The 12,739-nt window shown below is 50.5% G+C and carries 15 protein-coding genes; 3 read left to right on the top strand and 12 right to left on the bottom strand.

What is annotated here, in order from left to right; translation table 11 throughout:
• Positions 1-28: 28 nt before the first annotated feature.
• From VFK44_08435 to gpr, 3 genes are all read right to left on the bottom strand, one after another.
• A complete protein-coding gene (locus VFK44_08435; protein HET7628401.1) occupies positions 29-355 on the bottom strand; it encodes a DUF3679 domain-containing protein in 327 nt (108 codons plus the stop codon).
• A 16-nt stretch (positions 356-371) separates the two neighbouring features.
• Complete coding sequence (locus VFK44_08430; GenBank protein HET7628400.1) at positions 372-1,541, bottom strand: stage II sporulation protein P; 1,170 nt, start codon at positions 1,539-1,541, stop codon at positions 372-374.
• Between the two features lie 70 nt (positions 1,542-1,611).
• On the bottom strand, positions 1,612-2,712 hold the full coding sequence (gpr, locus tag VFK44_08425) for a GPR endopeptidase (protein HET7628399.1): 1,101 nt from the start codon (positions 2,710-2,712) through the stop codon (positions 1,612-1,614).
• A gap of 147 nt (positions 2,713-2,859) precedes the next feature.
• Here gpr and rpsT point away from each other — a divergent pair, with 147 nt between their 5' ends.
• Positions 2,860-3,126: a 30S ribosomal protein S20 gene (gene rpsT, locus VFK44_08420; protein HET7628398.1), complete on the top strand. Its 267-nt coding sequence runs from the start codon at positions 2,860-2,862 to the stop codon at positions 3,124-3,126.
• A gap of 42 nt (positions 3,127-3,168) precedes the next feature.
• On the opposite strand, the gene holA is transcribed toward rpsT, so the two are convergent.
• Positions 3,169-4,182, bottom strand: a complete 1,014-nt coding sequence (gene holA, locus VFK44_08415) for a DNA polymerase III subunit delta (protein HET7628397.1) — start codon at positions 4,180-4,182, stop codon at positions 3,169-3,171.
• A gap of 339 nt (positions 4,183-4,521) precedes the next feature.
• Here holA and VFK44_08410 point away from each other — a divergent pair, with 339 nt between their 5' ends.
• Positions 4,522-4,674, top strand: a complete 153-nt coding sequence (locus VFK44_08410) for a YqzM family protein (GenBank protein ID HET7628396.1) — start codon at positions 4,522-4,524, stop codon at positions 4,672-4,674.
• A 52-nt stretch (positions 4,675-4,726) separates the two neighbouring features.
• Here the strand turns inward: VFK44_08410 and VFK44_08405 are convergent, their stop codons facing one another.
• The 3 genes from VFK44_08405 to VFK44_08395 are packed head-to-tail and all read right to left on the bottom strand — an operon-like array spanning position 4,727 to position 8,295.
• Positions 4,727-7,033: a DNA internalization-related competence protein ComEC/Rec2 gene (locus tag VFK44_08405; protein HET7628395.1), complete on the bottom strand. Its 2,307-nt coding sequence runs from the start codon at positions 7,031-7,033 to the stop codon at positions 4,727-4,729.
• A 12-nt stretch (positions 7,034-7,045) separates the two neighbouring features.
• A complete protein-coding gene (locus VFK44_08400; GenBank protein HET7628394.1) occupies positions 7,046-7,615 on the bottom strand; it encodes a ComE operon protein 2 in 570 nt (189 codons plus the stop codon).
• Between the two features lie 50 nt (positions 7,616-7,665).
• Positions 7,666-8,295: a ComEA family DNA-binding protein gene (locus VFK44_08395; protein HET7628393.1), complete on the bottom strand. Its 630-nt coding sequence runs from the start codon at positions 8,293-8,295 to the stop codon at positions 7,666-7,668.
• Between the two features lie 81 nt (positions 8,296-8,376).
• Between VFK44_08395 and comER the strand changes: the two genes are divergently transcribed.
• Positions 8,377-9,198 (top strand): late competence protein ComER, encoded by an 822-nt coding sequence (gene comER, locus VFK44_08390; protein HET7628392.1) that lies wholly within the window; start codon positions 8,377-8,379, stop codon positions 9,196-9,198.
• An 84-nt stretch (positions 9,199-9,282) separates the two neighbouring features.
• On the opposite strand, the gene rsfS is transcribed toward comER, so the two are convergent.
• From rsfS to yqeH, 5 genes are read right to left on the bottom strand one after another with little or no spacing between them, the layout of a single operon-like run.
• The gene (rsfS, locus tag VFK44_08385; GenBank protein ID HET7628391.1) at positions 9,283-9,636 is read right to left on the bottom strand and encodes a ribosome silencing factor; all 354 of its coding nucleotides are present in this window, start codon (positions 9,634-9,636) and stop codon (positions 9,283-9,285) included.
• 30 nt (positions 9,637-9,666) lie between these two features.
• On the bottom strand, positions 9,667-10,218 hold the full coding sequence (gene yqeK, locus VFK44_08380; GenBank protein ID HET7628390.1) for a bis(5'-nucleosyl)-tetraphosphatase (symmetrical) YqeK: 552 nt from the start codon (positions 10,216-10,218) through the stop codon (positions 9,667-9,669).
• Positions 10,211-10,783: a nicotinate-nucleotide adenylyltransferase gene (locus tag VFK44_08375; GenBank protein HET7628389.1), complete on the bottom strand. Its 573-nt coding sequence runs from the start codon at positions 10,781-10,783 to the stop codon at positions 10,211-10,213. Before VFK44_08375 ends, yqeK begins: the two co-directional genes overlap by 8 nt.
• Positions 10,777-11,619 (bottom strand): shikimate dehydrogenase, encoded by an 843-nt coding sequence (gene aroE, locus VFK44_08370; GenBank protein HET7628388.1) that lies wholly within the window; start codon positions 11,617-11,619, stop codon positions 10,777-10,779. Before aroE ends, VFK44_08375 begins: the two co-directional genes overlap by 7 nt.
• Before the next feature lie 10 nt (positions 11,620-11,629).
• On the bottom strand, positions 11,630-12,739 hold the full coding sequence (yqeH, locus tag VFK44_08365) for a ribosome biogenesis GTPase YqeH (GenBank protein ID HET7628387.1): 1,110 nt from the start codon (positions 12,737-12,739) through the stop codon (positions 11,630-11,632).

Below are 12,739 nucleotides of genomic sequence, written 5' to 3'. Positions count from 1 at the left end.
TCCTTGCCCTAATGAGCAAGAAGGTTGTTTACCCAAGAAACTCTTCCAATAACGCACCCGCCGCTTTCATTCCGGATTGAAACAAGCTTGTGATGCCGGACGAAGCGGCACGGCCGACCGCGGAATATACGTTGAACGTCTTGATGTCTTCGAGTCTTTTCCTTTTCTCCGCAACGGTGCTCGCCGCTTGCGCTCCGTCCCCGACGTTGTCCGTCTGCAACGCCTGTTCGGCACGTTGCAGCTGGTCGAGTCCTTTCACCTCTTTAATGCCTTCGTTCGCTTGCTGCATGCCGAACAAAACGCCCGCGAAAAATAAAGATGCGGCCAGTAAGCATTTAATTGTGAATTTTGCCATTACGCATCACGCTCGCTTATCCGTTCACTTTTTGAGCTTTGTGCAGCTTCCAATAATATTCGCTGATTACGTCAGCCAATGCTTCCACGGTGCGATTCACTTCATCCATTGTATTGTCAACGCCGCCGATTTCGATCAAAACCGCATGGTCGGAAAGATCTTGATTGTAAATACCGTTGCCTTCATCCAAGCTTTTTCCAATTACCGCCCGGCTTAAACCCGGATACTCTTTCTCGAGCAAATGGTGTAAGTTCACGGCCATTAACCGGTTTTTCTTGTAATGCGGGTTGCCTTCGCCGATAACGAAACTCGTTCGCGCATATTTTTTCCCATTGATCGTTACCGTCGTGTCTTTTTTCCTTCGCGAATCCCGATGGATGTCAAAAATCATCTGGATGCTCGGATCTTCATGCAAAATCGAGGCAACCACTTGCCGCGAGGCTTTGTAGGATTGGCTGTAGCTGAGTCCTTCGGACGCCCTTATTTTCTGGATGTTCACATCAGGTACTTCAGCGCCGATCCCGCGTTTTTCGAGCTCTTCTTTCAATTGTTTCGCAACATCGGACACATTCAGTTCCCAGCTGTAAGCTTCGTCCGGCGAGGCGTCTCCTTTCAATGCGGGCAAATAAGATTCGGTCGTATGCGTTGCGTATAGCAGAACGACGTCTTTGCCGTTTGTCGTTTTGACCGGCGGCTTCACGACGTCTTTTTGATCGTCATTTTGTTTCAAGCTTTGTTCGGCCTCTTCTCGGGCTTCCATCATCACTTTGACGGGAGGCGCGGATTCGACGACAAGATTCGTATAATCGGTTCCCGTACCGGCAACGATGATATCTGAATCATAAATTTCGAAGCCGGGAAGTTCGCTGCCGAGCAAACTTCGAATGTCTCCCGGTTTGATGCTTGTGACGAATTCGAAACCGAGCGATGCAAGCGGCGGAAACTCGCTGTTTTCTGGCAAAACTTGCGTGAAATACGGATTTTCGAATCCGATAAAATGGAGAAGCGTTTCGCTTGAAACATTGGACGTCAATGCTTCAACGTTCGACGATGCGAAACGATTGTTATGTTCGAGAACAGTCAATGCCGCCGCAAGAAGAAAAATCGCCGCAACTGCCGCGGCCATAAAGCATAGGAACGTTCTCAAGCTTGTCCCGTTGACCGACAAAGGTCCGCTGGAGATCATCGTCTCACCCTTTCCGACAATCTACCTCCAATGTATGCGGACGATCCGGTAAACAGAACGTCTTTTCGAATTAATGCGTATAAGCCGACAAATTTTGTTGGTCGACCTCCCCGTGCAACGCGGCATTCAAGCCTCCGGAAAGCACGTTTGCCATATCTTCGATGTATTCGTCGACTTCTTTCGGCGTCACCATCAAGTTATGTCCGAGCGGGGCGAGTACTTCGTGAATCAACCTTCGTTTTTCCTCGTCATTCAAGCTCCCGACGATGCCCATGAAGGCTTTGCGGCTTGATTCGTCCGGCAAATCGGCTTCCGTCAACGTTTTCCTTTCCCCGAAAGTCATTCCCGACGGAACGAGTGATTTTGCCGGCTTATCTTTTTCTTTCATTTCACGACCGAAATGTTTCATCAAGTAATCGATTGTGTCGCTCGTAATCGTGACGGCGTCGACAACTGTCGGCACGCCGATGGCAAATACGGGAATTCCGAGCGTTTCTTCGCTCAGTTCCTTTCGCTTGTTGCCGACGCCGGAACCAGGATGAATGCCGGAATCGGACACTTGAATCGTCGTGTTCACCCGTTCAATTGAACGAGCCGCGAGTGCATCGATAGCGATGACGAAATCGGGTTTTGCTTTTTCGATAACGCCAAGAATAATATCGCTTGTCTCAATGCCTGTGACACCCATGACCCCGGGAGAGATCGCGCTGACTGGGCGAAAACCTTCCCCGACGTTTTCCGGAGCAAGATCAAACAAATGTTTCGTAACTAAAATTTTCTCGACAGCCACGGGTCCGAGAGCATCGGGGGTCACGTTCCAGTTGCCCAACCCGACGACGAGGCAATGCGCGTCTTTGGAAATGCCGTGAGTATCGAGAAATTTTGCAAACTGTTCGGAGAATATCTCTTCCACTTTCTCTTGCAGATCGGAATCGCGCTTGCGGATTCCTTGCATTTCGAACGTTAAGTAATGGCCTGCTTTTTTGCCGATCTTTGCAGCTCCCTCGGCGGAAATGTCGACCGTCGTCAATTTGATGCCTTTCACATTTTCGTCTTTGACGACGACGCCTTCAACACCCGTGGCAGCGTCTTGCTCTTTTTTCAATTCATGGGCTTCAAGGGCCAAGTCGGTCCGTACTTGATACTTGCTGAGATCCAAGTCTCCCACGATACGTCTCTCCTTTAATTAACGAATGTTATTTCTATCGTGGCCGATCGGAAATGTTTTCATTCCAATTGATTTTCGTTGTCCGCTCTGTTAGAATTGATTTTGTTTGAATATGAAACAGCCGGAAAGACTTTGTCGGGAGGTGAAGACATGCCTGTCATTCAATCAGCGATCAAACGCGTGAAAACGAACGAAAAAGGTCGCCAACATAACATGGCCATTAAAGTGGAAATGCGTGAAGCAATCAAAACATTCGAAGCGAAAGCCAAAGAAAATAATTTGGAAGAAGCGAAGAAAGCGTATGCGGTTGCCGCTCGTAAGTTGGATAAAGCGGCTCGCAAGAACATTATCCATACAAACAAAGCTGCCCGCTTCAAATCGAAGTTTGCCCGCAAATTAAACGCTATGTCCAAATAAGGAAATGACGAAAACGGCCGGATCGATCCGGCCGTTTTTTGGTTACCTTGCCAACTTGGTCAATATCAATTCAAGCGCCAACCGCTTGTCCATCTTCCCCGTTTTCATCGCGAAATCCGTTTCCGTCATTTCGCTCAGCCATTGAAGCAACCGCTCTTTCTCAAATCCCTTGCCTTGCTGCGCCGCCACTTTGACCGCATAAGGATGCAAAGACAGCCGCTTCGCCATTTGCCCTTGGGTATAGCCGCTTTCCTTCAACTGTTTCACTTGAAAAATGATGCGGAACTGGCGAACAAGCAACGCCAGCAATCGGATCGGATCCTCTTTTTGTTTAATAAGATCATTCAAGATCACAAACGCCTCGGGCAAATTTCTTCGCACGACGCGGTCGACTAGAGCAAACACGTTGCTCTCCAACGTTTTCGCGCATAACAAGTCCACGACATCCGCCGTAATTTCGCCGCCATCGCCGGCATACAAAGCCATCTTATCGATTTCGCCGATCAATCGCGATAAATGCGGACCGACCAACTGAAGCAGCCGTTCGTTCGCTTGCTGCGTCAACACGGCGCCGTAGGTTTCCGCGCGCTCCCGCAACAGCTCGAAGATGACTTTTTCATTTTCCGTTGAAAAGGAGAGCAGTTCTCCGTTTTTCTTCAGCCGTTTGACGATTTTTTTTCGTTGATCAAGTTTTTCGTACGAACCGCTGAAGATCACGATCGCATGGGGCGAAGGGGCTTCGACGTATCGTTCCAGACGGTCAAGATCGTGTTCGACCGATTTCTTTTCTTGTTTTCCTGTCAAGAAAAACGGATTTTTCACGACAATCACCCGGTATTCGCCGAGGAACGGCAGTGTCTGAGCGTCCTCGATGACTTGCTGTACCGGCGTTTCCTCCATGTCATATTGCGCAAAATTGAATTCGAAAGCCTCTTTGTCTACCGCATGGTCAATGATCGTTCGCTGAAATTCCTCGATTAAATACGGTTCCGTTCCATATAATACGTATAATGGGGAAAATTTTTTTTGACGAATTTCGTTTCGGACGGATGCCACTTGCAACACAATCACCTCTTCCACCATCGTAGCTTTTTCGGCGGCCGGTGACAAGCAGGAAAAGGAGGATGGCCTCCAACAGGCATCCCCCATTTATAGTGAACGTCAAAAGCCTGAACCCTAGGTATCCGGCTTTTGACGATGTTCGTTCCTGTTTAGGATATCCTATGCCGGAGGCAAGTATGGGTGACAACTAATGGCATGTGCGACAAGAACTCCGCGTTTGCCGCAGTTGGATTTTTTCGCGGCTTTCGCTTATACTAAAAAGGACAATGATCCTGCACCTGCGCGGTTCATCGACGGTGCACTGAGTTTCTCTTGAGAATGGAGGGTTTCCTCATGGCGGAAAATCGCATTGGAAATGAATTTGAGAAAGACGTACAGGACAAAGGAAACGACTTTGTCCATGCCACGAACGGATTCATTTATTCCTTTTTGTTCTTCACGGTCATTTTCGCGATTGGCGTCGTCATTAGTTTGCTTGCGCGATAAGTACTGACGTACATAAAAAAAGCCCGGGACCCTCGAGTGTTCCGGGCTTTTTTTAATGCATCCAGCCAAACCCGTCATCGCCTGCCCCGAACCTATAGCGTACCGCGCCTCTTTGATCGGTTCTGAAAACAAGCACGCCATGCGATTCGAGCCGGTGGATCACTTGTGCGGACGGATGACCGTAACGATTGTGTTCCCCGACCGAGATCCAGGCGACCGCCGGGTCCACTTTTTTCAAAAAAGGTTCGTTTGTCGACGTATCGCTCCCGTGATGGGCGACTTTCAACACATCGGCATGAAGCGTCTGTCCTGACCGGAGCAAGGCTTGTTCCCCTTCCTTCTCCAGATCGCCCGTAAACAGCCACCAAAGGCCGCCGATACGCGCCCGAATGACAATCGAGCGATTGTTCCCTTCCCTTTCTCCCGCGACAGGATTGAGAACGAAAAACAGTGATTGGTTGACGTGCCACGAGTCTCCGCCTTCGACGCGCACAATAGGAACGTTCTCAGCCTTCGCTGCTCGAAATACCTCTTTCGGTGCTGCCGCGGTAACCGTTCCCGCGCCATACATAATTTGCCTAATCGCCATGTGCTTCAGCAATGACTTCGCCCCGCCGAGGTGATCCATGTCTTTATGCGTCAAGATCAGCGCATCGAGCCGACGAATGCCTCGAGCTTTCAATTCCGGCAATACGACATCACGGCCGACTTTAAACGTTTTTTTCTGCTGTTTCCACTGCGGTTCAAATGAAACCGTTCCCCCGGTGTCGATTAAATAAACCGCTCTTCGGTGCGGCAATTCGATCAAAAAGCTGTCTCCTTGCCCGACATCCAACATCGTCACTGTGCCGGTCTCTGACAAAACGCCGGCATTCCATTGGTATAAACCGAGCGCAGCGAACAGTACGAAAGGAACCGCCATCCGCATCGTTCCTCCGCGATCTTCCCATTTTAACAACCCGTATGCGATCACTCCGTACATGAGAAGAACAACGACGATCGACGGTTTTCCAAAAACGAGCAGTCCCCAGCCATGCGAATCGAGCATCCGCAACAACGCATGTGCGGCATCCAGCGGGAACTTCAAGCCGTTCGCAAGCCACTCGCCGAGCGGGGGCACCAGCAAATAGGCGAAGAACGAAACGCAAGCAAGCGGCATCACAAACAGGGTGATAAAGGGAATGAAGACAAGGTTGAGCGGCAAACTGAGCAAGGAAATTTGATAAAATTGGCTGAGCAAAATCGGCAAGGAAGCGAATTGCGCGATCACGGAAACGGCGAGCATGCGGGCGAATCGACTTTCGTAGCGCTTCATGATCGCCGGAGCGGAGACGATGAGCGTGAAACTGATGAGAAACGAAAGTTGGAAGCCGGTTTGGTAAACGTGGGATGGATGAAAGAGAAGCATCGCGATGGCGGCCCAGCTGATGGCGTCGAGGGCGTGGAAACGGAGGCGAAAGCGCATTGCGATGAGGATGATCATCGCCATGAAACAGGCGCGAACGACGGAAGGAGAAGCGCCGGTCATGAAGGGGTAGATAGGCAAAAGCACGAGGAGCAGTTCGAGGCTGCGTTCTTTCGTGAGGCCGAGACGAAGAAGCAAAGCGAATAAGGCGGCAATGACCATGCCGACGTGCAAGCCGGAAACGGCGAGCAGGTGGATGAGGCCGAGATTGCGGTAAGCGGTCAGGATCGGCGGCGGAATGTTTTGTTTCCAGCCAAACAAGAGAGCCTCGGATATGCCTTGAATCGAAGGAGGAAAGTGATGATCGATGAAGCGAATGCCGGCCCCGCGCCATTGATGGAGACGGTCGAACAAGGAGTAGCCGGTATTGCGGCACATATGCGGGCTGACCGCCTGCGGTGTCAAAATCCAGTGAATATGGCGGCGGTACAAGTATTTCCGGTAATCGAACGAATAAAAGTTGCTCGGCGGCTCGGGTTTCTTCAGTTTTCCCGTCAACCGGCATTCCATACCGTAACGGAAACGTGAAACGATCGGAATTTGTGCGCGGTGATCGAGATAAGCGACCACGCGCAGCGTTTCTCCGCGGTTCAGTTTGAGGCGAAAAGACCATTGATTGCCGTCGAGGACGGGAAGAGAGGCGATCGTTCCGCGAAAATGCGAAGCATCGGGGGAAAGTTCGGTGCGATTGAAGTGGTTGGTCGCAACGGTTACAGCGCTCGTGAGGATAAAAATGGCGCTGCACACGGCGGGGACAGAACGTCTTGAAGCGACGGCGGCAAAGAGGATGATTGCCGCGAACAGGACGGCAAACCAAAGCGCGACAACGGAAAATCGGACAAGGAGGACAGCTGCGACGGCCGCAGCCGCGGCGAGATGCCATTTGCCATTCATCACATCGCCGCCTTACTGTGCATCCTCGTAAAGGCGGCTCGCCTCGGACCGCAACTCACTCATTTCTTCTTCGTTCACACCGCTTTTTTCAAGCAAATGCAGCAAACGGTTCGTCAGATCTCTCTTTTCTTCCCCATTTGTGTCGAGCACGACGTGTTCCAACGGTACTTTTTTCGTGACGACGCCCGCCGATTTATACAAATCCACTGCATACGGATGATTTTTATAGTCGGCTGCATAATACACGTATTTAATGCCGCTTTGAATGATCGATTTGCAACAGGGCAGGCACGGAAAATGTGTGACATAGATTTCGGCGCCGGCTGTGGAAACCCCGAATTTTGCACATTGCAACAAGGCGTTCATTTCCGCGTGAATCGTGCGCACGCAATGTCCGTCGATTACGTAACACCCTTCGTCAATGCAATGGACGCTGCCTGAAATCGAACCATTGTACCCGCCGGCAATGATTCTCTTGTCGCGCACGATCGTCGCCCCTACTGCGAGACGCGTGCACGTACTTCTCGTTGCCAGCAAATGGCTTTGCGCCATGAAATATTGATCCCATTCAATCCGTTGCATGTCATCAACTCCTCCTTTTATTGTAGCCAAGCCCGTCCCGCTCCGTCAATTCAATGCAAAGCGATCTTTTCCCTTAACGTGTCAAGCGTTTTTTCGCCAATTCCTTTTACCGCCAACAAATCAGACAATTGTTTGAACGGTCCATGTTGCTTGCGGAATGCGACGATCGCCTCGGCTGTCACCTCGCCGACTCCCGGCAATTTTTCCAAATCCGAAACGCTCGCACTGTTCACGTTCACTTTCCCATCGTCTTGCGACGGCATAAATTCCGCCTGCGCACCCTTCTCTCCCTTTTCCGGCACATAGACGACCATTTGATCTTTTAACCGTTCGGCCAAGTTGATCCGTTTCCGGTCGGCCTCCTTCCGAAAACCCCCCGCTTCCCGAATGACGTCGATCACCCGCTCACCTTCTTTCATTTCATACACTCCGGGAGTCACCACCGCACCCTTTACGTCAATGACGACCGCCATCGGTGTTTTGGCGTTTTTTGGGTCTTTTTTCCGCTTCGTCATCATTGGGGCTTCTCCCGTCTCCTTATGCAGCCACTGCACAGAATCCGAGGAAGCGGACGCCTCCGTCTTCATGTAAACAACGGTGGCCGCCCAACCGAGCAAAAAGAACAACGCCAAGCCGGCCAGCCACTGTTCGCGTTTCGTCCAGTTTGTGAAATTCACCATGAATCATTCCTTTCTCTAACATAATGGCTGCGGGTGCGTCATAGAAATTATCAATACGCTTTACGAAAGGGGGAACGATGGATGAACATCGGAATGATCGGCACCGGAAACATGGGGAGCGTGCTCATTCACGCCTTCATGAAATCATCCGCCGTGGACCCGGGACATCTTTTTATCACCAATCGCACTTTACGCAAGGCGCAAGAATTGAAAAATCAGTATCCGGACGTACAACTGGCAGAGACTCCAGAAGAAGTCGCCGAAACCGCGGACATCGTATTCGTTTGCGTAAAACCGCTCGACATCCAGCCATTGCTCGAGACACTTCGGCCGAAACTTTCGCGCGACAAACTGCTCGTTTCCATCACCAGCCCCGTGACGGTAAAAGAATTGGAATCGGTTGTCGATTGTGGAGTGGCGCGAGCGATTCCGAGCATTACGAATCGCGTCTTGGCAGGAGTTTCGTTAATTACGTTTGGCATGTCTTGCGAGGAGAGACATAAAGAACGATTGCTGGAACTGATGAGGCACGTTTCGAAGCCGTTGGAAATCGAAGAATCGATCACGCGGATTGCTTCGGACATCGTCAGTTGCGGGCCGGCTTTTTATACGTACTTAACTGAACGGTTCATTCAATCGGCGGTTCAGGAGACAGATGTCACGTACGAGCAGGCAACCGCATTTTGTACGGAAATGTTAATTGGGATTGGAAGGTTGTTGGAACAACAGGTTTACACGCTGCCGGAGTTAAGGAAGAAAGTGACGGTAAAAGGGGGCGTAACCGGCGAGGGCTTGTCGGCGCTCGAAGAAGATGTCGGGGACATGTTCAATCATTTGATTCAAAAAACGCACGCAAAATACGTTGAAGATCGTGAAAAGGTGAAAAAGCAATTTCGTATGTAAGCCGGGGCAACATAAAACAGGCAATTGGATCAACGGTCCGGTTGCCTGTTTATTTCGCCGCCAGTCATCGAATTTCCTTTTTTTTTATAAAAATTCTTTTTCTAAATTCAAGGTACGCGCATCTCCCCACAATTTCTCGAGTTGATAATGGTCCCGTTCCTCTTTATGAAAAACATGGGCCACGACACTTCCGAGATCGACGAGCACCCAGCGTCCGCCGTCAAATCCTTCCATTCGTTTCACCGAAATGCCGTTTTCTTCAGCGGCATCTTTCATCGCTCTGGCAATCGCCTGCACTTGCTTCTCGGAATTGCCATGACAAATCATGAAATAATCGGCGATTAAAGATATTTCCTCCATGTCGAGGACGATGATGTTTTCAGCCCGCTTATCGTCTGCGGTTTTCGCGGCGAGCAACGCAAGATCTTCTTCCGTCATGAATGCAAGACCCTCCAATTCCCTTCTAGATTAAAGCAAATCATTGTAAGCCGCAAGCGTATCCGGATGAATCTTCACCTTCGCTTTTAGTAAAAATGAGATCGTGTTCGCTAATGCCTGTACAACGGCCGTGTTCAATTCACTTTCCGCCAAATGGCGCACATGCTCGACACCCGGAAAATTCCGGCCCGGTTCGATATAATCAGCTAAAAAAACGACCTTTTCCAACGAAGACATGCCTGCCCTGCCCGTCGTATGGTAAGCAATTGCAGCCAACACATCTTCATCTGAAATCCCTGCTTCGCGTTGAACGAGAAACGCACCAACGTGAGCATGCCATAATTGTTGCGGATAGTTCGCCAAATCCGAAGGGATGTCTTCTTCGGTAATGATTTGATTCATTTCGTGCAGCGGCCGATTTTTCGCATAATCGTGAAAGATACCTGCGAGTTCGGCCTTTTCGCGATTGACACCGTATTTCACTGCCAAAGCAACAGCGGTATCAGTGACGCGTACGGTGTGTTCATATCGCTGTTCGGTCAACTGTTTTCTGACGACAGCCAATGCTCTTTCCCTATCCATACAACCCTTCCTTCATGATATAGTCGCGCACGTTGTCAGGCAACAAGTATTTCGTATTTCCTTGGTTTGCAAATTTTTTCCGCAAAAGCGACGACGAAATGGCGATTTGCGGAACCTCGACGAACCTGATCGCATGGCCGAACGGCGATTGTAACGAAAACCCTGGGCGTCCGGCCGCGATAAATGTGACGAAATCGGTGAGCTCATTAATATTGTGCCAGTTCGGCAAATCCTCAACCATGTCTGCCCCGATCAAAAAATACCATTCATGCTCCGGGTAACGCGCGGTTAAGGCTTTCATCGTCTCATACGTATAAGACAATCCGTCCCTTTGAAATTCAAACAGCGAAAGCTTGAATTGCTTGTTGCCTTCGACGGCTCTTTTCACCATCTCTATGCGGTGAGCAGCATCAGTTACAGCCGCTGCCGACTTATGGGGAGGACGCGGACTCGGCATGAACCAAACCTCATCCAATTCGCAGGATCGCACCGTTTCCGCCGCAATGATCAAATGACCGAGATGCGGCGGGTCGAACGTCCCGCCGAAAACGGCAATTTTCATGATCTTTCGCCGCCCAATTCGTCCAAAACGATGCGCCTCATCAAACGCCGGTCGGGCGCATAACCGGTCCATCGTTCAAAGGCGAGCGCCCCTTGTGCGACAAACATCCCGACGCCGTTCATGACAACCGCACCTTTTTCTTCGGCGACGCGAAGCCATTTCGTTTTCAATGGATTGTATATCAAATCGGCAACAATCGTTCGCTCTCGCAACCGAGAAAGCGAAATCGGCATGGCTTCGGCGTTTGGATGTAAACCAACCGAAGTTGTATTGATGATAATATCATATTCGCCGACACATTCTTCCGCCTCCGCTAAACTCACGACGGTCCCGTCGGTTCGATGAGCGGGCCCCGTCTTGATTCCATGCGCTTTCTCCAGCGTGCGATTCGCGACGTCCAACCGCTTTACGCCCTCCTCATCCAAAGCCGCTGCCGCCGCCCTGGCTGCACCCCCAGCTCCGATCATCAGAACCCGGCAGTCCGGCAAGCGGTCGCCGGCAACGTCCTGAAGGGACAGCAAGAAACCGCGGCCGTCGGTGTTCGTGCCGATCCAACGACCGTTTTCGTTAACGACGGTGTTCACGGCCCCGATCACTGAAGCCTGTTCATCGACTTCGTCCAAATAAGGCAGAATAGCCACTTTGTGCGGGACGGTTACATTAAAGCCGCCAATCCCTAATGCTTTCATACCGATGACTGCATCTTTCAATCGTTGCGGTTGAACGTCGAATTTGACGTATATGTGCGGCAACTCGAGGCTTTTGAAAGCCGCATTGTGCATGATCGGAGAAAGGGAATGCGCCACAGGATGGCCGATTAACGCAAATGTTTTTTCCATAGTTCCCCCTCTAAATCAATGATTCCCGGATCGAAACACCGACACCCTCCGGCGCATAAGCGGAAAGCTGCGCCGTTCCGGGCTGTACCGTTACCCATCCGAGGCCGGAAAACACGACGTCCACTTTTTTGTTTTTTACAGTAAAATCGTGTTTCTTGAACGCCGGCAAACGGTCTTTTCGCTCCTTCTCCGGCGGTCTGAGCATTTCACCAACGTTACGCTCATACACTTCATCCGCCTTCTCCAATTTCGTCCGATGTACATAAAGCTCATTGGAAAAATAACAGACGAAAGAACGCGCCTCCCCGTTCACGAAATCGAGCCGCCCGAGTCCCGCAAAAAAAAGCGTTTGGCGATCTGAGAGCTGGTAAACCTTCGGCTTAATCTCCGTTTTCGGCATCGTTTGCTTCAACTCATTCGTCGTGAGCAAATGAGCCATTTGTCGGCGGTTAACCACGCCTGGCGTATCATATAATGCCGATTGCCCGTCCAATTCAAAATCAATCAAGTTCAAAGTCGTTCCGGGATGCAGTGAGGTAGTGATGACGTCGCTTTGAATCCCGGCAAATTGCCGAAGCAAACGATTAATGAAAGTAGACTTCCCAACGTTCGTGCAACCGACAACATACACATCTTTGCCGGAGCGGTACCGTTCTATCGCTTCCGCGAGCTCGTCCATGCCCTCTCCCGTTTGCGCGCTGATCAAAAACACATCTTCGACCTTCCGTCCGAGTTCTTTCGAAGAACGATACAACCAATGCTTCAGCTTCGTTGCGTTTGTCGATTTCGGCAGCAAATCGATTTTGTTGCCGACGAGTAAAACCTTATTGCCGCCGGTCAACCTTCGTAATCCAGGCAGCCAACTGCCTGTGAAATCAAAAATATCCACGATATTGACGATAAGAGCATCCGTATCGGCAATGTCTTGGATGATTTTTAAATAATCGTCGTCCCCGAGCGGAACGTGCGCCACTTCGCCGTAATGCTTCAATCGAAAACAACGTTTGCAAAGGACCGCTTCTCGATTCAATGCAGAGACCGGGACGAAACCGATTCCGTTCGGATCTTCCGATTGCACCGCTGCCCCGCATCCGAGACAAATCATCTTGTCTTTCGCCAT

This window comes from Bacillales bacterium, from assembly GCA_035700025.1.
Classification (GTDB): domain Bacteria; phylum Bacillota; class Bacilli; order Bacillales; family DASSOY01; genus DASSOY01.
This window is presented reverse-complemented; position numbering and strand designations above follow the sequence as displayed.

Bases quoted from the DNA above. Each gene is read 5' to 3' on its own strand.
- VFK44_08410 (HET7628396.1), top strand. From the start codon at position 4,522: ATGGCGGAAAATCGCATTGGAAATGAATTTGAGAAAGACGTACAGGAC.
- VFK44_08400 (HET7628394.1), bottom strand. From the start codon at position 7,615: ATGCAACGGATTGAATGGGATCAATATTTCATGGCGCAAAGCCATTTG.
- rpsT (HET7628398.1), top strand. From the start codon at position 2,860: ATGCCTGTCATTCAATCAGCGATCAAACGCGTGAAAACGAACGAAAAA.
- yqeK (HET7628390.1), bottom strand. From the start codon at position 10,218: ATGGATAGGGAAAGAGCATTGGCTGTCGTCAGAAAACAGTTGACCGAA.
- VFK44_08405 (HET7628395.1), bottom strand. From the start codon at position 7,033: ATGAATGGCAAATGGCATCTCGCCGCGGCTGCGGCCGTCGCAGCTGTC.
- yqeH (HET7628387.1), bottom strand. From the start codon at position 12,739: ATGGCGAAAGACAAGATGATTTGTCTCGGATGCGGGGCAGCGGTGCAA.
- VFK44_08395 (HET7628393.1), bottom strand. From the start codon at position 8,295: ATGGTGAATTTCACAAACTGGACGAAACGCGAACAGTGGCTGGCCGGC.
- VFK44_08435 (HET7628401.1), bottom strand. From the start codon at position 355: ATGGCAAAATTCACAATTAAATGCTTACTGGCCGCATCTTTATTTTTC.
- rsfS (HET7628391.1), bottom strand. From the start codon at position 9,636: ATGACGGAAGAAGATCTTGCGTTGCTCGCCGCGAAAACCGCAGACGAT.
- comER (HET7628392.1), top strand. From the start codon at position 8,377: ATGAACATCGGAATGATCGGCACCGGAAACATGGGGAGCGTGCTCATT.
- aroE (HET7628388.1), bottom strand. From the start codon at position 11,619: ATGGAAAAAACATTTGCGTTAATCGGCCATCCTGTGGCGCATTCCCTT.
- VFK44_08430 (HET7628400.1), bottom strand. From the start codon at position 1,541: ATGATCTCCAGCGGACCTTTGTCGGTCAACGGGACAAGCTTGAGAACG.